Annotated in this window: 26 protein-coding genes; 20 read left to right on the forward strand and 6 right to left on the reverse strand. The window is 36.8% G+C overall.

Annotated features, from left to right (window positions below):
* The first annotated feature begins 93 nt into the window (after positions 1-93).
* The 5 genes from serS (at position 94) to mgtE (ending at position 6,607) form a co-directional block, all read left to right on the forward strand.
* On the forward strand, positions 94-1,365 hold the full coding sequence (gene serS, locus ACJRPK_RS00910) for a serine--tRNA ligase (RefSeq protein ID WP_407138000.1): 1,272 nt from the start codon (positions 94-96) through the stop codon (positions 1,363-1,365).
* Positions 1,366-1,789: 424 nt separating this feature from the next.
* Positions 1,790-3,580 carry a tetratricopeptide repeat protein gene (locus ACJRPK_RS00915; RefSeq protein ID WP_407138001.1) on the forward strand — a complete coding sequence of 597 codons (1,791 nt, stop codon included), beginning with the start codon at positions 1,790-1,792 and terminating at the stop codon, positions 3,578-3,580.
* A gap of 316 nt (positions 3,581-3,896) precedes the next feature.
* Positions 3,897-4,214, forward strand: a complete 318-nt coding sequence (locus ACJRPK_RS00920) for a DUF4286 family protein (RefSeq protein ID WP_407138002.1) — start codon at positions 3,897-3,899, stop codon at positions 4,212-4,214.
* A gap of 25 nt (positions 4,215-4,239) precedes the next feature.
* Positions 4,240-5,115 carry a 16S rRNA (adenine(1518)-N(6)/adenine(1519)-N(6))-dimethyltransferase RsmA gene (gene rsmA / locus ACJRPK_RS00925; RefSeq protein ID WP_407138003.1) on the forward strand — a complete coding sequence of 292 codons (876 nt, stop codon included), beginning with the start codon at positions 4,240-4,242 and terminating at the stop codon, positions 5,113-5,115.
* A gap of 136 nt (positions 5,116-5,251) precedes the next feature.
* Entirely contained in the window at positions 5,252-6,607 is a 1,356-nt protein-coding gene (mgtE, locus tag ACJRPK_RS00930; RefSeq protein ID WP_148781745.1) for a magnesium transporter, read from the forward strand.
* A 176-nt stretch (positions 6,608-6,783) separates the two neighbouring features.
* Here the strand turns inward: mgtE and ACJRPK_RS00935 are convergent, their stop codons facing one another.
* A complete protein-coding gene (locus ACJRPK_RS00935; protein WP_407138004.1) occupies positions 6,784-6,963 on the reverse strand; it encodes a hypothetical protein in 180 nt (59 codons plus the stop codon).
* A gap of 55 nt (positions 6,964-7,018) precedes the next feature.
* On the opposite strand from ACJRPK_RS00935, the gene ACJRPK_RS00940 reads away from it, so the two are divergent.
* Together ACJRPK_RS00940 and ACJRPK_RS00945 are read left to right on the forward strand one after the other, a co-directional pair.
* Positions 7,019-7,408 carry an acyl-CoA thioesterase gene (locus tag ACJRPK_RS00940; RefSeq protein ID WP_407138005.1) on the forward strand — a complete coding sequence of 130 codons (390 nt, stop codon included), beginning with the start codon at positions 7,019-7,021 and terminating at the stop codon, positions 7,406-7,408.
* Between the two features lie 13 nt (positions 7,409-7,421).
* On the forward strand, positions 7,422-7,787 hold the full coding sequence (locus ACJRPK_RS00945) for a cupin domain-containing protein (RefSeq protein WP_407138006.1): 366 nt from the start codon (positions 7,422-7,424) through the stop codon (positions 7,785-7,787).
* Positions 7,788-7,925: 138 nt separating this feature from the next.
* Here ACJRPK_RS00945 and ACJRPK_RS00950 read toward each other — a convergent pair whose 3' ends face one another.
* Positions 7,926-8,378, reverse strand: coding sequence for an SRPBCC family protein (locus ACJRPK_RS00950; protein ID WP_407138007.1), 453 nt, complete (start codon positions 8,376-8,378; stop codon positions 7,926-7,928).
* Positions 8,379-8,463: 85 nt separating this feature from the next.
* On the opposite strand from ACJRPK_RS00950, the gene ACJRPK_RS00955 reads away from it, so the two are divergent.
* The 5 genes from ACJRPK_RS00955 to ACJRPK_RS00975 all read left to right on the forward strand — a co-directional run bounded on the left by ACJRPK_RS00955 (position 8,464) and on the right by ACJRPK_RS00975 (position 11,412).
* Positions 8,464-8,868 carry a winged helix-turn-helix transcriptional regulator gene (locus ACJRPK_RS00955; RefSeq protein ID WP_407138008.1) on the forward strand — a complete coding sequence of 135 codons (405 nt, stop codon included), beginning with the start codon at positions 8,464-8,466 and terminating at the stop codon, positions 8,866-8,868.
* 83 nt (positions 8,869-8,951) lie between these two features.
* On the forward strand, positions 8,952-9,893 hold the full coding sequence (locus ACJRPK_RS00960) for a 2-hydroxyacid dehydrogenase (protein WP_407138009.1): 942 nt from the start codon (positions 8,952-8,954) through the stop codon (positions 9,891-9,893).
* Positions 9,887-10,516, forward strand: coding sequence for a hypothetical protein (locus ACJRPK_RS00965; RefSeq protein ID WP_407138010.1), 630 nt, complete (start codon positions 9,887-9,889; stop codon positions 10,514-10,516). Before ACJRPK_RS00960 ends, ACJRPK_RS00965 begins: the two co-directional genes overlap by 7 nt.
* Positions 10,517-10,547: 31 nt before the next feature.
* Positions 10,548-11,006: a DUF1801 domain-containing protein gene (locus tag ACJRPK_RS00970; protein WP_407138011.1), complete on the forward strand. Its 459-nt coding sequence runs from the start codon at positions 10,548-10,550 to the stop codon at positions 11,004-11,006.
* Between the two features lie 19 nt (positions 11,007-11,025).
* Positions 11,026-11,412, forward strand: a complete 387-nt coding sequence (locus ACJRPK_RS00975; protein WP_407138012.1) for a VOC family protein — start codon at positions 11,026-11,028, stop codon at positions 11,410-11,412.
* 55 nt (positions 11,413-11,467) lie between these two features.
* On the opposite strand, the gene ACJRPK_RS00980 is transcribed toward ACJRPK_RS00975, so the two are convergent.
* Positions 11,468-11,857: a DUF805 domain-containing protein gene (locus ACJRPK_RS00980; RefSeq protein ID WP_407138013.1), complete on the reverse strand. Its 390-nt coding sequence runs from the start codon at positions 11,855-11,857 to the stop codon at positions 11,468-11,470.
* 138 nt (positions 11,858-11,995) lie between these two features.
* Here ACJRPK_RS00980 and ACJRPK_RS00985 point away from each other — a divergent pair, with 138 nt between their 5' ends.
* From ACJRPK_RS00985 to ACJRPK_RS01000, 4 genes are all read left to right on the forward strand, one after another.
* Positions 11,996-12,343: a TM2 domain-containing protein gene (locus ACJRPK_RS00985; RefSeq protein ID WP_407138014.1), complete on the forward strand. Its 348-nt coding sequence runs from the start codon at positions 11,996-11,998 to the stop codon at positions 12,341-12,343.
* An 86-nt stretch (positions 12,344-12,429) separates the two neighbouring features.
* Positions 12,430-12,753: an ArsR/SmtB family transcription factor gene (locus ACJRPK_RS00990; protein WP_407138015.1), complete on the forward strand. Its 324-nt coding sequence runs from the start codon at positions 12,430-12,432 to the stop codon at positions 12,751-12,753.
* A 19-nt stretch (positions 12,754-12,772) separates the two neighbouring features.
* Entirely contained in the window at positions 12,773-13,255 is a 483-nt protein-coding gene (locus ACJRPK_RS00995; RefSeq protein WP_407138016.1) for a DUF6428 family protein, read from the forward strand.
* A gap of 10 nt (positions 13,256-13,265) precedes the next feature.
* Complete coding sequence (locus ACJRPK_RS01000) at positions 13,266-13,760, forward strand: GNAT family N-acetyltransferase (RefSeq protein ID WP_407138017.1); 495 nt, start codon at positions 13,266-13,268, stop codon at positions 13,758-13,760.
* Between the two features lie 477 nt (positions 13,761-14,237).
* Here the strand turns inward: ACJRPK_RS01000 and ACJRPK_RS01005 are convergent, their stop codons facing one another.
* Genes ACJRPK_RS01005 through ACJRPK_RS01015 form a run of 3 tightly spaced genes read right to left on the reverse strand, consistent with a single transcriptional unit; the run spans position 14,238 to position 17,851 of the window.
* A complete protein-coding gene (locus ACJRPK_RS01005; protein ID WP_407138018.1) occupies positions 14,238-16,046 on the reverse strand; it encodes a GNAT family N-acyltransferase in 1,809 nt (602 codons plus the stop codon).
* Between the two features lie 53 nt (positions 16,047-16,099).
* Positions 16,100-17,353: an aspartate kinase gene (locus tag ACJRPK_RS01010; protein ID WP_407138019.1), complete on the reverse strand. Its 1,254-nt coding sequence runs from the start codon at positions 17,351-17,353 to the stop codon at positions 16,100-16,102.
* 9 nt (positions 17,354-17,362) lie between these two features.
* Positions 17,363-17,851 (reverse strand): GNAT family N-acetyltransferase, encoded by a 489-nt coding sequence (locus tag ACJRPK_RS01015; protein WP_407138020.1) that lies wholly within the window; start codon positions 17,849-17,851, stop codon positions 17,363-17,365.
* Between the two features lie 163 nt (positions 17,852-18,014).
* Between ACJRPK_RS01015 and fbp the strand changes: the two genes are divergently transcribed.
* The 4 genes from fbp to ACJRPK_RS01035 all read left to right on the forward strand — a co-directional run bounded on the left by fbp (position 18,015) and on the right by ACJRPK_RS01035 (position 20,844).
* Positions 18,015-19,016, forward strand: a complete 1,002-nt coding sequence (gene fbp / locus ACJRPK_RS01020; protein WP_407138021.1) for a class 1 fructose-bisphosphatase — start codon at positions 18,015-18,017, stop codon at positions 19,014-19,016.
* 147 nt (positions 19,017-19,163) lie between these two features.
* Positions 19,164-19,523 carry a fructose 1,6-bisphosphatase gene (locus tag ACJRPK_RS01025; protein ID WP_407138022.1) on the forward strand — a complete coding sequence of 120 codons (360 nt, stop codon included), beginning with the start codon at positions 19,164-19,166 and terminating at the stop codon, positions 19,521-19,523.
* A gap of 18 nt (positions 19,524-19,541) precedes the next feature.
* Positions 19,542-20,366 (forward strand): cell envelope biogenesis protein OmpA, encoded by an 825-nt coding sequence (locus tag ACJRPK_RS01030; protein ID WP_148781764.1) that lies wholly within the window; start codon positions 19,542-19,544, stop codon positions 20,364-20,366.
* Positions 20,353-20,844 carry a Rab family GTPase gene (locus ACJRPK_RS01035; protein WP_407138023.1) on the forward strand — a complete coding sequence of 164 codons (492 nt, stop codon included), beginning with the start codon at positions 20,353-20,355 and terminating at the stop codon, positions 20,842-20,844. The genes ACJRPK_RS01030 and ACJRPK_RS01035 overlap by 14 nt, the downstream gene beginning before the upstream one ends.
* The last annotated feature ends 3 nt before the right edge of the window (positions 20,845-20,847 follow it).

The raw sequence follows: 20,847 nt of genomic DNA on the forward strand, positions 1-20,847 counted from the left end.
TGATATGATTGGAGCTATTTAGCTACTTATCTGTCCTAAAAAGATACCGTGGATAGCCCGGCATACCTGGTATGATCGCCCAAAAATTATATCATGTTACTAGTACAGAATATCATAACTCATAAAGAGGCTTACATAAAGGGGTTAGCTAAACGTAACTTTGATGCAGCTCCTGTATTTGATCAGGTCATTGCATTGGATGAAAAACGTCGTGCTACTCAGGCACAATTAGATAACACTTTAGCTGATTCAAATAAATTATCTAAGGAGATCGGTATTTTATTTAAAAACGGAGAGCAGCAAAAAGCGAACTTACTCAAAGAAAAAACTTCTCAGCTTAAAGAGTCTTCCAAAGATCTGGCGACAACCTTACAGGAAACGCAGGACGAATTAGTGCAATTGTTGTATACGATACCAAATGTGCCGCATACATCTGTACCCGACGGACAAACCGAAGAGGATAATGAGGAGATTTTTACCGCAGGAGAAGTGCCTAAACTAGCAGAGGGCGCTTTACCTCACTGGGAATTAGCAAAAAAGTATGATATCATTGATTTTGAATTGGGGGTTAAGATTACAGGTGCTGGATTTCCGGTATATAAAGGAAAAGGTGCCCGTTTACAACGTGCGTTAATCAACTATTTTTTAGATAAGAATATTGCTGCAGGCTACAAAGAGGTCCAAGTCCCGCATTTGGTAAATGAGTTATCCGGGTATGGTACAGGTCAGTTACCGGACAAAGAAGGTCAAATGTATCATGTTACCGGAGATGACCTATATCTTATTCCGACCGCTGAAGTACCTATTACGAACATTTTTAGAGATGAATTGTTACAGGCAGCTGATTTACCGATTCAATATACAGGATATACACCGTGTTTTCGTCGTGAAGCCGGATCGTACGGTGCGCATGTACGTGGCCTGAACCGTTTACATCAATTTGATAAGGTTGAAATTGTACGTGTCGAAAAACCAGAGAATTCTTATGAAGCTTTGAAAGGTATGATGGAACATATAAAAGAAATTTTGAACGAATTACAATTACCGTACCGCGTACTCCGTTTATGTGGAGGCGATACAGGATTCGTTGCCGCACTTACTTATGATTTTGAAGTGTTTTCTACTGCTCAGGATCGTTGGTTAGAAATCAGTTCTGTTTCTAATTTTGAATCCTATCAGGCAAATCGTTTAAAATTACGTTTTAAAGATGCCGATGGTAAAAATCAATTGGCACATACCCTTAACGGAAGCTCTTTAGCATTACCTCGAGTACTCGCCGGAATTTTAGAAAATTACCAAACTGAGAAAGGCATTAAGATCCCTGAAGTACTCGTACCGTATTGCGGATTTGATTATATTGACTAAGGGAAGTAAGAAAACATCCATCCCTTGTTTTACGCTCCAGCTCGGCTATAGATTTAGCTCTGACGTCTCTTAAGGGAGGGAATTTTTAGTACTTAATTCGTAATTTGAAACATGTTATTATAGCCCCGCTTCTCAGCCGAGTTGGGGAGATGTACTACATTCTCCCAAAGACAGTTTTTTGATATATGATATTTTCATTGAGATTTAGAATAGATCACATATGTGTAACTATATGTAGTTGAAAAGAAAAACAACCTTAATCTCTAACTCTTTCTTAGAAGAGGAACTTATTACACTACAAATTTAATCATGCTTTAAAAGCCCCGCTTCTCAGCCACGTTGGGAGATGTATCTGTATTTATTAAAACCCAAGAGTTTGCCTCCTCCCTACTTTGTTCTATCTTTACATAAAACCTTTTGTCGTATGCACCGTGTGATTCTTTGCTTGTTGTTTTTAGTCAGCTCTATCGTTTGGAGCCAGTCAGAGCAATTGGCTAAAAACTATCTGCAACAAGGCGAGTATGAAAAGGCACTGAGCATATACAAGCAATTATATCAACAAAACTCTTCGAGAATCACCTATGTGTTAGGTCTTGTAGAATCTCACCAACAACTCGAACAATTCGATGCGGCTGAAAAACTCATTCGCACCACTATAGCGCGTTCTCAAAATCCTTCGCAACTTTATGTCGAATTAGGCCATCATTTCGAAATGCAACACCGTATAGAAGAAGCTAACAAATTATACGATCAAGCCCTAGCGGTTTCTAATTATCAAAATATAAATCGCGTATATACACTGGCTCAAACCTTTGAGAAATATAACCTTTTGGACCGAGCGGCAATCACCTACGAAAAAGGCATGGCAGCAAATCCGGGTGCTAACTTTAACATTCAGCTGGCTAAAATATACGGAGAGCAAGGGCAGTTAGAAAAAATGTTTAACAGCTACCTTACCCTCATTCAATTACAACCAAATTACCGCAATATTGTTCGACGTAATTTTAGCGCTTACATTACAGAGGATTCGGCTAATGAAGCTAATCAGGTTTTTAGAAAATTACTGATTAAGAAATTACAGCAAAATCCCGATATTATTTATAATGAGATGCTAAGTTGGTTATTTGTACAGCAAAAGGAGTTTAAAAAAGCTTTTGCACAAGAAAAAGCCATATTCAAACGCAAAGATGAAGGATTACAGGGAATTATTGACTTAGCACGCATCGCTATTGCCGAAAAAGATATCAAATCAGCAACTACAATTCTCGATTATATCTTAGATAATCCGGCTGCATCAAGCGATTTAAAGCTTACTGCCCATAAAATTATTCTAAAATCAAAAATTGACGGGGCCACAACATCCGAATACAATGATATTGATAAACAATATACTTCGGTTTTTGAGAGCTATGGTAAAGGTCGAGAAACTATAGGATTGCAGATTGACTATGCGCATTTTATGGCTTTTTATCAAGATGAAAAAGTAAAAGCTTTTAAATTTTTAAAAGATTTATTAGAAACTGAGCGCCTGTCCAGGTTTCAAACCTCTCGAATAAAAATGGAAATGGCAGATATTTTAATCCTGGATCAAAAGTTTAATCAGGCTTTAATCTATTACACACAAGTTCAAAACGCGTTAAAAAATAATTTCTTAGCTCAGGATGCGCGTTTCAAAGTAGCACAGACGAGTTATTATAAGGGAGATTTCAAATGGGCACAAACGCAATTAGATGTTTTAAAATCTTCTACCTCCCAACTTATTGCTAACGATGCCATGGAACTCAGCTTAATTATAAGTGACAATTCCCTCGAGGATTCTACCCAAACCGCCCTGAAAATTTTTGCCAAAGCTGATCTGTTACGCTATCAAAATAAAACGGAAGCCGCCATTGCGATGTATGAAAAAATCCTGACAGATCACAAAGGAGAAAAAATAGAAGACGAAGCTTTTATGCGCCAGGCGCAATTGTTCGAAAAGACATCACAGTATGATAAAGCAAAAATAAACTATCTCAAAATTATAGAGTTTTATGGAGATGATATTCTGGCAGATGATGCCCTGTATAAATTAGCGAACCTATATGTCGAAGTATATAACGAACCGGATAAAGCCAAAGAACTTTATGAAAAACTTATCTTTAATCACGCCGATAGTATCTTTTTTGTAGATGCTCGTAAAAAATATCGTGAACTACGAGGTGATGCTATAAAATAGTCAGATACCAAAGTGGAACAGAAAAGATGAGGCGCAGCATATCGTATGAAACATTGCCAACATTTTATTTAAACACTACTTCCCCCTCTTAAGGGAAAAGTAACCAAACAACACGCAGTCCAAAAGGGTTCTTTATGAATGCTGAATGTATAACCGTCATTGTAAAGCAAAAAGTAGCCAACACTTATATCAATTCCTCACGCTCCCTTTCTGACTTATCAGTGAGACCAAGTTAACCCTTCACGAACGCAGAGAATTTATGTATCTTTGCCTCAATTCGTCAAGTTTTACTTCAAATGTTTCTAAAATACAAATAATGCACATTTATAATGTTACTATAAATATTGAAGAATCCATACAAGAAGCCTGGTTAGCTTGGATGCAGGATACGCACATTCCTGAAATGTTGGCTACCGGAAAATTTAAGAATGCTTTAATGACCAAAGTGTTGGTCGAAGAAGATATGGGAGGCATTACTTACTCAGTTCAATATACTACGGTAGATAAAGACGCTTTACAGCGCTACTATACCGAAGATGCCGAACGCTTGCGAGCTACAACAAATCGTTTTGCCGGAAAAATGGTGGCCTTCAGAACGGAGCTAGAAATCATTAATCAGCAAACCAAACCATAAGGTTAGCGTCCCAGTTGAACGACATATGAGCAAAAAACAAGCTTCTAATAAGAATAGAAAATTTACTAAAACCGAAAAAAGATCTTCTTCAAAAACAGCCGTAACTGCCAAAAAGCATCTAGGGCAACACTTTTTAGAAGATGAGGAGGTCGCTGAAGCTATTGGAAACACCCTTACCCTTTCGGGATACACTAATTGTATTGAAATTGGGCCAGGTATGGGAGTGCTTACAAAGTATTTATTGCAAAAAGACATGCATATAATTGCCATGGATCTGGATACAGAATCTATTGAGTATCTCAATACCTCATTTGCTTTGGAGTTTGCAAAATACATTTCGGGTAAAAATTCCTTTCAGGTCATTGAAGCAGATTTTCTCAAATATGATTTGGATTCACTTTTTTCAGGAGAAGAATTCGCAATTACCGGAAACTTCCCGTATAATATCTCAAGTCAAATTGTGTTTAGAACTCTTGCTAACAAAGAACGTATTCCTGAGTTTACAGGCATGTTCCAAAAAGAAGTTGCACAGCGAATTTGTGCCGGTCCCGGCAGTAAAACCTACGGAATTCTATCTGTGCTCACGCAAGCCTTTTATGATGCAGAATATTTATTTACGGTACCTCCTACCGTCTTTAATCCTCCCCCAAAAGTAGACAGTGGTGTGCTGCGCTTACGACGTAAGGATGATTTTACACTACCTTGTGATGAAAAATGGCTATATACCGTTGTAAAAACAGCGTTTAATCAGCGTCGTAAAACATTAAGGAACAGCCTAAAAAGTATTCTTCCTGAACAAATTGATACTACTGAGTCTTTATTCTCAAAACGACCTGAGCAATTGGAAGTTGCAGAATTTATAACCTTGACACAAGCGGTAGAGAAACATCAAAAAAACTAGCTAAATTGTCTGTTTAATTTTTCATTTTAAAAATGATTTTAAGGCACAGCACAAGGGTTTAACACAATCTTAAAACCTTAATCATTACTTTGATTATCTTTGTGTGCATTTTAATTCACCACTCAAACACACGTCTATGCAATTTCAGATTACGCAAGAGCTTATTGATAACGTCGAACTTCTTATAGAGGAAAAAAATGACGCCCAATTAAAGCATTTGCTTGACGAAATTCACTTTGCCGATCTTGCAGAGATTGTAGACGAGTTAAATCTCTACGAAGCAACCTATCTGATTAAATTATTGGATAGTGAAAAAACATCAGAAACGTTGATGGAGCTCGAAGAAGATGTGCGTGAACGCATTCTTGATAAACTTTCTGCCAAAGAAATTGCTGAGGAATTAGAAGAAATGGATACCGATGATGCTGCCGATATTATCTCGGAGCTACCAGAGGATCGTGTAGAGAATGTTATTGCCCAAATTGAGGACAACCAACACGCAGATAATATCGTAGAGCTTTTGGCCTACGGAGAGGATACGGCGGGGGGACTTATGGCAAAGGAATTGGTACGTGTCAAAGAAACCTGGACCGTAGCAGGTTGTGTTCGTGAGATGCGACGACAGGCAGAAAACGTCACAAGGGTGCATTCGATCTATGTTATCGATAAAGAAGGAAAACTAAAGGGTAGGCTATCCTTAAAAGATTTACTAACAGCCTCCACCAAAACGCATATCAGCGAAGTTTATATTCCTAAAGTAGACTATGTAACTGTAGATACCGAAGGGGACGAAGTTGCCCGAATCATGCAAAAATATGATTTAGAAGCAATTCCTGTAATTGATAATAATGGTGTACTTGTAGGTAGAATTACTATTGACGATATTGTTGACTATATTAAAGAAGAAGCCGAAAAAGATTATCAAATGGCTGCAGGTATTTCGCAGGATGTAGAAGCTGATGACAGCATCTGGCAACTCACTCGTGCAAGGTTACCTTGGTTAATCTTAGGACTGCTTGGTGGATTGGGCAGTGTTTTTATCATGGAAAGTTTTGAAGAAATTATGGTAAATCCTGCCTATAGAACGTTATTTTTCTATACACCACTAATTGCCGCCATGGCTGGTAATGTTGGGGTACAATCATCAGCTATCATTGTACAAGGTTTGGCTAATAATAATGTTAAAGGAAGCATACTCCAACGGCTTTTAAAAGAAATAGGCTTAAGTCTCATTAATGGCCTTGCATTGGCAGCAATTATTATAATTTTCGGCCTCATTATGGGACAAGAGTTTACGTTTAGCATTACCATTGCATTAGCCCTTATGAGTGTCATCATTGTAGCCGCGCTGGTAGGTACCTTTGTGCCTATAATTTTGGATAAACGAGGCATAGATCCGGCGATTGCAACCGGACCTTTTATCACAACCAGCAACGATATTTTTGGTATTTTTCTTTTCTTCTATATTGCAAAAATGATGTTAGGATTTTAGGCGGACTGCAAGCACCGGGCTTTACACTATAGTTTACCAGACTTCCCAAAAAAGTCTGTAAAAGCTGTCGTTTCAATCCCTGTCCGAAAAACAAAAAACCGAATTATTCATTAATTTAATAATCAAACAATCCAGTTCTTCTAAATTAGTTAACTAACTGTGTACTCTACCACTATCTAACATGTATACACCTGAGGGCAACCGATGTATTGACTACAATAAGCAGGGCCCGTTACTGATCCATCGCAAGAACAACCACATTTAGAAAGGTCTACTCCGGCACCCCCGGTAATAAATCGTTGACCTTCTCTGGATAATACTTTTGCTCCTTCGATACTTAAAAAATTAGTTTTCATGTGTGATATTATTTAAGGTTAATTAGTTAAATTTAAAGAAAAAATTGCACACTACATGATACAACCATTTGAAATTGAGATTATTGTACCTACCTCTGCAATAGATGATATGAATCACGTCAACAACGTGGTTTATTTGCAATGGATACAAGATGTCGCTAAACAACATTGGCAACATAAAACAGATCCTAGTATGAGAGAGCACTTCGTCTGGGTGGTCATGAATCATTATATAGAATACCACGCACCTGCATTTGCAGAGCAACGCCTAAAACTAAAAACCTGGATTGACCATCATCAAGGCGCCAAAAGTGAACGAAGAACAGAAATAATTAATGTTGAAACAAATCAACTAGTAGTTACAGCCAAAACTAACTGGTGCTTATTGCAAAACAAAAATCTACGTCCAACTAGAATCACAGAAGAAATAAGCAACTTATTCTAAAAAACCCAGCACTATGCAAGTAATTAATATTAATGAGAAATTTTCGAAATTTTCGCAGCAATGGCATCCACATCGTATCGCCATTGTAGATGATAATCATGTTTTTTTGGCTAGATTATGTGGAAATTTTGTTTGGCACACTCATGAGGATGAGGATGAGCTTTTTCATGTAATCAGTGGCACATTGATCATGCAATTCAGAGATAAGACTGTCGAGGTGCAGCCGGGAGAAATTATCGTGGTGCCAAAGGGAGTGGAACATTGCCCTACGACAAAAAACAATGAAGAGGTGCGCGTATTACTTTTTGAAAAAGCCAGCACAAAGCATACCGGCGAATTAAAAACTGAGCGCACTGTTACAAACTACGTGGATATTTAAACAAACTAATACCTTAGTCTAAAGAACATATCCTTGTGATACTTATAAATTTTCTATGAGATTTTATTTATCATCCTAGAAGTATAGATGTAATTTTCTACGACGGTTTAGAGCCTATATTTGAAACAATAACTCAAACTACTTAACATAAGGCTGTCCTTGTCCTGTCTCAAGATATCTTTTTAAGCTATCCATAATGTAAAAGTCCCATCCTCTGGAACATACGTCATAGCAAACTCCATCGGGAGTTAACCCCTCATGCTTCAGTGTAAGATGAACCTTGTTACCGATATTACCGATGGTCCAGTACAGCATCGTACCCATCCATTCCTCATCCATTCCTTCAACATGGTGATCCTGCTGCGAATCCACACATTGCCAAGTTATCCGTTCAAAAGGTGTCAACTTCACCACTTTGAAACTCCAAAACGAATCCTCCCCAAATGAAACCTTAAATATTTTTCCTTCATCATCGGGATTGGTATCACACGTACCCCACCAAGCCCCAATATTTTTCGTAAGGGACTCAAATACTTTTTTCCTATGAGAGCGCACCGGCACAGCGCATGTATAATGCTGTATTGTTTTCATAATAAAACCGATTTTATAATTAAACCAGTTGTAAATTACATAAACATCTAGTATTTTGCAAGAAAATATTTTGAACACTATGCAAATGTCAAAATCCCAATGTCCTCAATATTTGGCTCTCAGTATTTTTGGAGATAAGTGGACGCTTTTAATTATTAGAGATATGCTTATTGAAGGAAAACGTTACTTCAGAGAGTTTTTGCAGTCCGAAGAAAAAATAGCCTCCAACATCTTAGCCAGCAGGCTCAAATTCTTAGAAAAAGAAGGCATTATCCACAAGAAAAAAGATCCAGATCATAAACAAAAAATAATCTACTTACTCACACCCAAAGGCATAGATTTGCTACCAATTCTTTTAGAAAATGCTAGATGGAGCCTCAAATATATGCCAGTAGCCAAAGAAGAGGCCAAAAAAGCTAAAGCCTTTCTCTCGATCTCTTCAGAAAAAATGAAATCTGTCCTAAAGGAATTAAGTGATATACACCGTTAATGAAGTAAACACAGGCAATTCTTTTACACACTACATTATGATGTTTTATTCCGTATTTTTGAAATACAAACACGCATTAAAACATGAAAATACTGCACCTTGATAGCAATCACCCTTTGCTCATTACTCAGCTCAACGATTTGGGCTTTCAAAATGATGAAGAGTATACCGCATCAAAAACAGAGATTGAACATATAATAGCCAACTATGACGGTATTGTAATACGCAGTCGATTTGATATTGACGCCAGTTTTTTAGATAAGGCAACAAATTTAAAATTTATAGCGCGTGTAGGTGCCGGTCTGGAGAGTATTGACGTGGCGTATGCAAAAACTAAAGGAGTCAAACTTTTTTCGGCCCCCGAGGGCAACCGGAATGCAGTAGGCGAACATACACTAGGAATGATTCTGTCTTTATTTAACAAGTTTCCAGTAGCAGATCAGGAAATTAGACAGGGGCAATGGAACCGTGAAAAAAATCGCGGAATCGAACTTGACGGAAAAACTGTGGGTATTATTGGATATGGTAATATGGGACGGGCTTTTGCCAGAAAACTTAGAGGATTTGATGTCGAAGTAATTTGTTATGATATTAAGGATGATGTCGAGGACAGCAATGCTACGCAAGTGGAGCTTGAGGAATTATTTACAAAAACCGATGTACTTAGCCTCCATACGCCCTGGACACCGCAAACCGATAAGATGATAACTTCTGAGTTTATTTCAAAATTCAAAAAACCTTTTTGGTTGATCAACACCGCACGAGGCAAAAGCGTAGTAACCAAAGATCTTGTGGCAGCCCTTAAATCGGGCAAAATCTTAGGCGCAGGCCTCGATGTTCTGGAATATGAAAAATTATCCTTTGAAACACTCTTTGCCGAATCAAAGGAAATGCCCACCGCGCTGAATGAATTATTACAATTAAAAAATGTTATCTTAAGCCCTCATATAGCGGGTTGGACTGTCGAATCCAAAGAAAAGCTTTCACAAACCATCGTCAATAAAATAAAGGCATCATTTTGTTAGAAGAAATTTTTATACAATTAGTCTCAAAGTATCGCTCTAACAGAAAAGCGAACACGGCTTTATGGGAAAATATTGCAAAAAAATATAATTCAAAATTGCGTTATTATCACAATATGCGTCATTTAGAACAAATTAACAGTCAGTTGCTATTAGTAAAAAACAAAATAAACAACTGGGATGTGGTTTTGTTTTCATTATTCTATCATGATTATGTATATAGTGTGCTTATCACCAATAATGAAGGAAAAAGTGCCCGGGAAGCCGTTAAAGTTATGACAGAGCTCGGCGTCGCAAACAAAGATATTAAAGCCTGTAGAGCAATGATTTTGGCTACCAAAGGACACTATGTGTCCGAAACGAGTGATGTTAATTATTTTACCGATGCCGACCTCTCTATTTTAGGACAACCTTGGGAACGCTATGATACGTATCGTAAAAACGTACGGAAGGAATATAATATATATCCCAATAGTGTGTACAATAAAGGACGTGTCAAAGTATTAAATGAGCTTACCAATATGCCTCGACTGTATAAAATGGAACCTTTCTTTTCAATGTATGAAACACAAGCAAAAGAAAACATGAGGAAAGAAATCGAACTACTGTCTAACAGTTTACCGTAAGTTACTATATTTATGATAACACTCGATTGATATGAAATATAAAGCAGATTCTCCTGACGCGTATATTGATCTCTTACCAAAAGAACGTCAAGCACCCATGCAAAAACTAAGGCAAACTATAAAGGATGCACTTCCTATCGGTTTTGAAGAAGTCATAAGTTATAATATGATTGGATTTGTAGTCCCTCATTCAATCTATCCAGACGGATATCATTGTAATACCGAATTACCGCTTCCTTTTATCAATATTGCTTCGCAAAAAAACTTCATTGCCTTATATCATAGTGCTATGTATGCAGATCCGGTTTTACACGATTGGTTTATAAACGAATATCCAAAGCACGTAAAAACTAAACTGGACATGGGTAAAAGTTGTGTTCGCTTCAAAAAACCGGAAACCATTCCATACGATCTAATACAAGAATTATGTTCAAAAATTACTCCAAGCGAATGGATTGCATTGTATGAAAAAGCTATAAAAAAGAAATAATCATTTACAATAAACAGCTATGAAAAAACGAGTCACAGGTATAGGCGGTTTCTTTTTTAAAACCAAAGATCCAAAAGCAACCAAAGCATGGTATGGTAAACACTTAGGTCTACCTGTAGATGAATACGGAGCCTCCTTTTGGTGGAAAGACGATAAGGGTAACGATTGTACAACAAATTGGAGTCCATTCGATAAAAACACTTCTTATTTCGAACCAAGCCAGAAAGAATTCATGATGAATTTTAGAGTTGAAAATTTGGTCGAGCTTCTGGAAACCTTAAACAAAGAGGGTGTAACGGTGGTTGGTAAAATTGAAGAATATGACTATGGGAAATTCGGTTGGATACTCGATCCTGAAGGCAATAAAATAGAACTCTGGGAGCCTGTTGACAGTGCTTTTAAATAAAAAAAGACCATTCGGTTGCCCGAACAGTCCTATTGTATTCTTTTTTTGAAAAAAATTACGCCGGATCCGGTAAACTTTTAGGATCTGGACCGTACTGATTGTCTCCCTGATCTCCTTCAGTAGCATAAAGTACTAACAACCAAATAGACCCGATAAAAGGAATCAAACCTATTAACAGCATCCATCCGCTTTTTCCGGTGTCATGCAAGCGCCTTACGGTTACAGCTAGTGACGGAATTAAAACCAGCAAAGCATATACCATGTAGCAACCCATAAACAAAAGGGATAGTGCCTGTATATCCATAGCTGCAAAAACCCCTGCCAGTATTGCCAAACAAAAAACAATAAGACAGTTAAATAAGCCAAACATCCAATATTCTGTTCTGCGGGCTCTTCCTTCAAAATTTGCGAAATTTTCTTTAATTACTTTTAAATACCAATTCATAAAGTTAATGGTTAAGATTAGACCTCTCAAATATATAAAAAATTAACATCACGTTAACTTTTTAAAAATCGTATAATTTTCTGAAGTTTATTTATTCTTTAAAATTTCCTACCTTTAAATAATCTAATTATACACACCATGACTGACGACAAAAAAAACTTTGGAGATGATATCGAAAAAGGCGCAAAAGAGGTATTCGAAAGTGCTAAACGAGCTGCGAATGAATTTTCGAACGAAGCAAAAAATACATTTGGCTCTGAGGATAATAAAAAACTAATTGCGGGAATCCTGGCTATAGTACTCGGATGGACAGGCGTCCATAAATTTCTTCTAGGGTACACAAAAGAAGGGGTAATTCAAATACTACTGTCCTTTTTATGCGGTATTGGAGGTATTATTGGCTTGATTGAAGGCATTATCTATCTTACAAAATCTGACGAAGAGTTTTACCAAACGTATCAGATTGGCCGTAAACCCTGGTTCTAAATAGCACAAAAAAACCGAAATGATATACTTCGGTTTTTTTATTACAAATTAATATCGTAATATTGCGATATTAAGATGATAAATAAATGGGAGTTACAAAATCACAAATTTTCGATAAGGAGCAAAACGAGCTTGCTCAACTTTTTAAAGTCTTAGGACACCCTGCACGGATTGCCATATTACAATATATAAGTACTCAAAATGCCTGTATCTGTAATGATATTGTCGAAGAAATTGGTCTCGCTCAAGCCACAGTATCTCAGCATCTCAAAGAATTGAAAAGTCTGGGGCTACTCAAAGGTGAAATCGAAGGGAAAAAAATGTGCTACTGTATCAACCTTGAAGTTTGGAAGGACATTCAATTAAGACTTAATTCCTTTTTTATCACTACCAAAACGAACTGTTGTTAATTATTTAAATTATAGTATCATGAACACTTCAGATTTTTTAAGCTTATTAGCTGAGCATCAAGAAAAAGAACTTTTATTCGAATACACTGAGGGCATGTTGGTGGGAACCAATTATCATATTACAGAGGTGAAACATATGGTCATTGATTCTGTTGATTGTGGAGCAGGTACTGATACTTGGAGAGAAACCGTCGTACAACTATGGGAAAGTCCGTCAGAATTAGGAAAACCTGACTATATGACCGCCTTCAAAGCACTGGGCATTTTAAAAAAAGTTGGAACTATTAAACCATACACCCTAAATGCTGAACTCAAAATTGAATATGGAAATGCCAGATTTCATACAACACAATTATATGTAAATTCTTTTAAGGTGAAGGAGAAACAACTGCTTTTGAAACTCTCTACGGTTCCAACTGATTGCAAAGCTAAAGAGGCATGTGGCATCGTTGAAAATACTATTTATGAAACTGCATGCTCTCCGGAGTCAGGTTGTTGTTAATTCCCATATCATGATGAACTTCTTGATACAACCGATTAATCAAAACGACTGGCAAGATATTTCCAAAATATATAAAGAAGGAATCCAGACCGGAATAGCTACTTTTGAAACTGAAATTCCGACTTGGAAGCAATGGGATCAAAATCATTTGTCCTTCTGTCGTTTTAAAGCAATACGCAACGAGCAAATACTGGGATGGATTGCTTTATCCCCAAAATCAAAACGCGCAGTTTATGAAGGTGTGGCAGAAATCAGTGTGTATGTTGCCTCAAAAGCTCAAAAGCAAGGGGTTGGTCGTTCTTTATTAAATCATCTCATCACCGCCAGTGAGTCACACGGTATCTGGAGTTTACAGGCAAGCATTTTTCCAGAAAATAAAGCTAGTCAGCATTTACACGCAAGTGTTGGCTTTAGAGTGATCGGAATTCGGGAAAAAATCGCCAAATATCAAGGATGTTGGAAGGATAACATTTTAATGGAGCGAAGAAGTTCAAAAATTCAATAATTTAATTCACCTATCAAAAATACTCTAATGTATTATACTGGTAACTCTCGCACAAGCCAGATGAATGAGGGCTATTTGAGGCATTTTGAAAAGTAAATTACAGGTGTCTATACAAGTGTGGAAACTCATGGGTTAAGTTCTAAGGCCACCGCTATGGTAAAAAAAAGATACTATAGGAAGCTCACGGTATACCTGCATCATCACGAAGAGTATCTGAATAAATCTTTTGATAATATTCTCACCACTTTTAATTATTAAAACGAATACTGTTCTTTGTATCAGAAAAGGCTGCTCATCTGCATCATAAGTTTTTTGATCTATTCAAAGTTCAAGGAAACGACAATGAAATTCATGAAGCTTTTGTAAAAGCTAGAAATGAGATTAAAGCATAGTGCAAAGATTTCATTAAAAAAGAAGCGCTTTAAGCACTAATCGTACACAAAATTTATAAAAAGTGCTCATTTATTTGAACACCTCCTATTTATCTCCATTTTTGAAGTATTTTTCCTCAAGTTCTTCTTGAAACTCTTCCATGACAGGCTTGACAGTGCTTTCAGGTAAATCGGCGATGCGTATATACATCAAACCATCCACCGCATTATTGAACAATGGGTCGACGTTAAAAGCAACTACCTTTGCATTTTGCTTAATATATTTTTTTATCAACACCGGAATACGCAAACTTCCCGGCTCCACTTCGTCGATAATTTTATCAAACTTATTTAAGTCACTTCTACTTTCATCAAAAACAAAGTCCTTATCTGCATCCTTTAGTTTTACCTTAAATTCTTTTTTAGGACGCACATACTGTGCAACATAAGGATCATAATAATGCGATTTCATAAACTCTATCATCAGAGATTTTGAAAAGTTACTGAACTTATTACTAATACTTACGCCTCCTATCAAATACTTATGCTCAGGAAAACGCAAAGTACAATGTACAATTCCCTTCCATAATAAGAATAGTGGCATAGGTCGCAACTGGTATTCCTTGATAATAAAAGCTCTACCCATCTCAATAGACTGACTCATCATTTTGTAAAGCTCCGGTTCAAAACGAAATAGTTTTTGTAGATAAAAACCATCTATTCCATAGCTTGCAAAAATATCAGATCCCATACCCATACGATATGCTCCTGCAATTTTTTGCTCTTTATTATCCCATAAAAACATATGATGGTAATACTCATCAAACGGATCCAGGTCAATGGATTCGTTAGTCCCTTCACCTATTGCTCTAAAAGTAATTTCGCGTAAACGCCCAATCTCGTGTAAAACGGCCGGAATAAACTCTTTTTGCGCCAAAAACACTTCGTAATTTTTACTGATTAGTAATCGTTTGTCATTATCACGACAATATTGTAATTCAGATTCAATTTTTTCAGTTTCCCCTTGTCCTGCTATTTCTTTGGGCAAACGTGGTAGCTTCAGGTTTTGGGGAATTGATTCTCTGAGCGTTTTTTTCTGATAGGGATTTGCCAACATATACGTTTTTTTACGCAAAAAATTGGTCAAATCTTCTAACTCAGGATATTCGTTTTGGTCGTTTACCGAGATAGCATGACCAATTCTAACTTTAATAACTCTTTTTTCCTGTGAGAAAAGTTCGCTAGGTAATTTTGCCGTTCTCAAAGTTCCATGAATCGCAGATAGTTTATAAAACAAACGGCTATTACGTGCATGAAAATATACCGGAACAACTGGAACTTTAGCTTTTTGAACCAATTTCATCACAGCGGGTTCCCATGGCCGGTCTACAATACTTCTTCCATCTTTATGGGTTGACACTTCCCCGGCAGGGAAAATACCTAATGGCTGTCCTGATTTTACATGCAAAATGGCATCTCTTAAACCGGCATAACTTGACTTTGCCTCTTTTCGATCCTCAAATGGATTTACAGGCATGATATATCGCTTAAGCGGAATAAAATTATGAAGTAAAAAATTAGCAATTATTCTATAGTCAGATCGATGCTCTAACATTAACTTGAGCAAAAGAATTCCGTCCAATCCTCCAAGTGGATGATTTGACAACGTAATAAACGCCCCATCCTTTGGTATTCTTTTTAAGTCTTCTTCCGGGATGTCGTATGTAACATTGTATAATTTTAAAACAGCTTTCAAAAAAGCTTCTCCTTTGAGATGACTTATAGCAGCATATTGTCTGTTTACTTTGGATAACCGAGTAACTTTTAGGATAATCCATCCTATAAACGTCCCGATAAAACCCAGTTTATCCAATTGAAGCCCTTTGGCTACTTCTTTTGAGGTGATTATCGCCATTAATACTTTTTTCTGCAAAGGACAAATATAGGGAAATCATTCTATTGCCTTACCTACTGTTTAGCAACCATTTGATAGGTTTCCTTTGTCAATTGTTTTAGTAAAATATCCTTATTTTGTTCTAATTGAGTAATCGCATTTTGATCAAAATGTCGAATAGTGTATAAGGCTACCTCTTTTTGGTAGCTCACCTTAAATTTTGCACGCAATTGCTGAAGTAAAACTTCAAAAGAATTAAATTTATTATCCAGACATACCGAAAAACTTATTGCAGAGTTCTGAATCAAGTCCACTTTAAGCTGATGGGTGTGAAAAAGATTAAAAAGTTCACTTATATTATCTTCAACAATAAAACTGAAATCTCTGGCGGATAGGGATAGTAAAATTTGATTTTTCTTTACAATATAACACGGAACCATAGGGTCTAGCGGCGCTCCTTTTTTGACCGTAGTTCCGCTCCCGTTTGGTTTGAGGAATGATTTAACATATAACGGAATCTCTTTGCGCTGTAATGGTTGCAGTGTTTTGGGATGAATTACAGAAGCGCCGTAAAAGGCTAATTCTATAGCCTCTTCATAGGATATATGAGAAAGTAGCCGAGTCGTTTCAAACACTCTGGGATCTGCATTGAGTACTCCTGGTACATCTTTCCAAATGGTTACATTATCTGCACCAAGACAGTATGCCAGAATACTTGCCGTATAATCACTGCCTTCTCTGCCCAGTGTCGTAGTAAAATTGTTGGCGTCAGATGCTATAAACCCTTGCGTTAGATAACAGGTGTCTGGTGTCAATAGGGTACTAATCTTATCCTGCGTTTCTTGCCATTGCACTCCTGCATCCCGATACACCGAATCAGTCTTGATGAGTTCTCTCGCATCAATCCATTTGTTCGTATAACCGGTATAATTTAAATATGCGCTTAGAATAGTTGAAGAAAGTAACTCTCCATATCCAATAATTTGATCGTAGATAAAATCATACTGTGTTGATTTATTTCTGGAAAGTGTCGTCTGCATATCCTCAAATAGACTTTCAATCCCCGCTATTACTGAATTTCTATTTTGCTCAAAAAGATCGTCAATAATGCCAATATGATACCTTTTGAGATCATGTATCAGGGTTTCAAGTATCTTATCATGGTCCAGATATGCTTTCAGGATTAACTCGATCGCATTGGTGGTCTTACCCATAGCAGAAATGACAATAACCAGAGGTTCGCCATTAAACATCGCTAATACTTTTGCCACATTCTTTACCCCTTCTGCATCTTTGGTCGATGCTCCGCCAAACTTAAAGACCTTCATACCTATAACTTAATCTGCGAATTTTTTAGACACAAACGCCTGCAAGCCTTTTTTGTCCATTTGAGCTAAATACCAATCCTTTAGTAAAACAGCACCGCTTTTTTCGTAAAAGTCTATCGCCGTTTTGTTCCAGTCTAATACTACCCACTCTACTCTGCGTACTCCCTTAAAATCAGCAAATCGCATCACCTCTGCATACAATGCACTACCTATTCCCGTGCCTCGCATTGAAGAAGTTACAATTAGATCCTCTAGATGAATTGAGCGTCCTTGCCAGGTAGAAAACCTATAATAAAAAATAGCTGTCCCCACAATTTCGCCCTTCACTTCAGCTACAATGCATTGAAAAAGTGGATGCTCACCAAATCCTTCAGTTACTAATTCTTTTTCATCAATTTCCACAGCATTCGGTTCTTTTTCAAATGCAGCCAATTCGCGAATTAGCTTCAAAACTTGAGGCATATCCTCAGGGGTTGCATTTCGAATAGAAAAATCCATAGTCTAAATTTTTTCAAAGCTATAAAAACTTGGGTAATTTTAAGCGCTTTGATCCACATGATGTTATAAAACATGGCAGAATAAAAATTTAGTGTTTAATTTAGATTTCGAAAACGTTGTAGTTAGTCAAAAAATAATACTTTTGCCAAAAAGCAACACAACCATGTCCAGAAACAATCAAACGCTAGGAGAATTTATAATTGAGAACCAAAATGATTTTCCGTATGCAAGTGGTGAACTATCTCGACTCATAAACTCCATTCGACTGGCCGCAAAAATGGTAAATCACGAAGTGAATAAGGCCGGATTAGTTGATATTACGGGAGCGATCGGAGAAACCAATATACAGGGTGAAGATCAACAAAAACTAGATGTGCTGGCAAATGAAACATTTATCAACACCCTAACTAACCGAGAGATTGTTTGTGGTATTGCTTCTGAAGAAAACGATGATTTTATTACTATTAAGGGTCAAAAAAATGATCACCGTAATAATTATGTGGTGCTTATGGATCCACTTGATGGAAGCTCCAATATTGACGTCAATGTATCAGTAGGAACTATTTTTTCGGTGTACAGGAGAATTACACCTACAGGAACGCCTGTAACATTAGAAGATTTCTTGCAACCCGGTAATTTACAAGTAGCAGCAGGGTACATCATTTATGGTACTTCGACAATGCTTGTCTACACTACCGGTCACGGTGTTAACGGATTCACCTTAAATCCGGCACTTGGAACTTATTATCTATCTCATCCCAACATGAGATTTCCTGAAGACGGACAAATTTATTCGGTTAATGAGGGTAATTATGTGCATTTTCCACAAGGAATCAAAGATTACATCAAATATTGTCAGGAAGAAAAGGATGATCGCCCTTACACTTCGCGTTATATCGGTTCGCTGGTGAGTGATATTCATCGCAATATGATTAAAGGAGGCATTTATATGTACCCGAGCACCTCCAAATCACCTAAAGGAAAACTCAGACTCTTATACGAATGTAATCCAATGGCATTTATTGCCGAACAAGCCGGTGGTAAAGCAAGTGATGGTGTAAGACGCATTATGGATATAAAGCCAACTGAACTTCATGAACGTACTCCTTTTGTTTGTGGAAGTAAAAATATGGTAGACAAAGTAGAGTCCTTTATGAAAAAGTAAATTGAGCTTTATTTTTTCATATGAATTGCAACTTATTTTCAAAAGCATGTAGTAATTATACAAGTGTTTATCTATTCACGCCTTATTTTTAAAATTTTATAGCTAATTTTACAAGAAGCGTATTGAAAAACCTAAAAACCATCACACATGGCTAAAGAAAATAAAGCTATCGAATCTCCCCAGAATGAAACTGATGCTGCGACTTCAAAAATTGAAGCTATAAAAAATCTCATCTTCGGGGAGAATATTGTAGCTTATGACTCTGAGTTTGATGCAGTAAAAAAAGACATACTTACTAAAAGGAAAGAGTTAGAGGATCTAGTTCAGGATACTCGAAAAGAGCTATTACAGGCTATTGATAACTTGAGTACTGATGTCAATATCAGAATTACAGATCTCGAAGATACACTCGCCGACAATGTAGCTACTTTGGAGTCCAAAAAAGTGGATAAGAAAACACTTGGTGATTTGTTGATTGCTATGGGAGAGAAAATTAATCAAAAATAATATAACTTATCCGCTAATATGGACGAGCAGGATAAATTAATACTCTTAAAAAAACTTCTTCTCACAGAGGAGAATGAGTTTGCTCAGTCTATAGCCAAGAAAGTAGAGGAGCTCAATACGATTGTCCACAAAAAAAACGAACTTTCTAACAAAGTAGATCCAATCATAGATGATAAGTTGGAAGAATTTGTAAAAGAAATTCCAAAAACTCTGGGACCAACCATAACCGAAGCGCTTAAGGAAGAAATAAAAAATTCACAAGATGCCGTGGTGGATGCCCTTTTTCCTATTATCGGAAAAATGATTAAGAAATATATTGCTCACGAAATGAAATTACTGAGCGAGAATATTAGCAACAGAACCAAAAGCGCATTTTCATTCAAAAAATGGCTCCGAAATACGAAAGCAAAAGCTAGCGGAGTCAAATCCGGAGATATGGCAATTTCTGATTACGGCAAGCCTAAACTCATACAGATGTTTGTTATTGAAAAGGAATCTGGTTTACTAATTGCAGAATACAGTCCGTTATCACAAGGAACTATAGACAAAGAAATGATTGCCGGTATGCTTACCGCAATCAAAAGTTTCGTTGAAGACGCTTTTCAGGGAGGTGATCAAAATCTGGAAATGATAGAATACGAACTTCACACCATTCATATCCAAAATTTCTACTCGTACTATATAGCGGCTGTAATTGCCGGCTCATATAGTATGATGTTCAAAGAAATTCTCGAAGATCAAATACTGGATTTCGCACAACATCACATCTCCAGAAAAGATTTAGAAGACAGTACACTCTTTACCAAAAAACTAAAAAAACATTTTGCAGATGACATCGTCTAAAAAAGTAGTGCTCCTAGGGCATTTCGGAGTAGGTAAAACCTCGTTATTTCGACGGTTTATTGACAATGCTTTCTCAGAAGACTATAAAGTAACATTGGGAGTCCAAATTAAGAAAAAAGTGGTCGAATTGCCCAATGGAAAAGAGCTTTCCATGATTATTTGGGATACCGAAGGTCATACAGATATCGAAGATACCCGTAAATCTTATTTATTAGGCTCTCATGCTTTTATTTATGTTTTTGACATCACGAGAGAAGAAACCTATAAAAATATTCACGAAGACTTAGCGTACCTGACTAATATCCATTCTAAAGTATTGATCAAAGTAATCGGTAACAAAATAGACCTGATCAAAGAAAAGACAGCAAAAGATCAACTCAAAGCATTAAATATTAATGTTGATTGCTTTACAAGTGCCAAAACCAATAAGAATGTTCATGAATTCTTTTTGGACCTTGCTAACGAACTAACGTCTTAACTT

This window comes from Aquimarina sp. 2-A2 (assembly GCF_045505135.1).
In the GTDB taxonomy this organism is placed as follows: domain Bacteria; phylum Bacteroidota; class Bacteroidia; order Flavobacteriales; family Flavobacteriaceae; genus Aquimarina; species Aquimarina intermedia.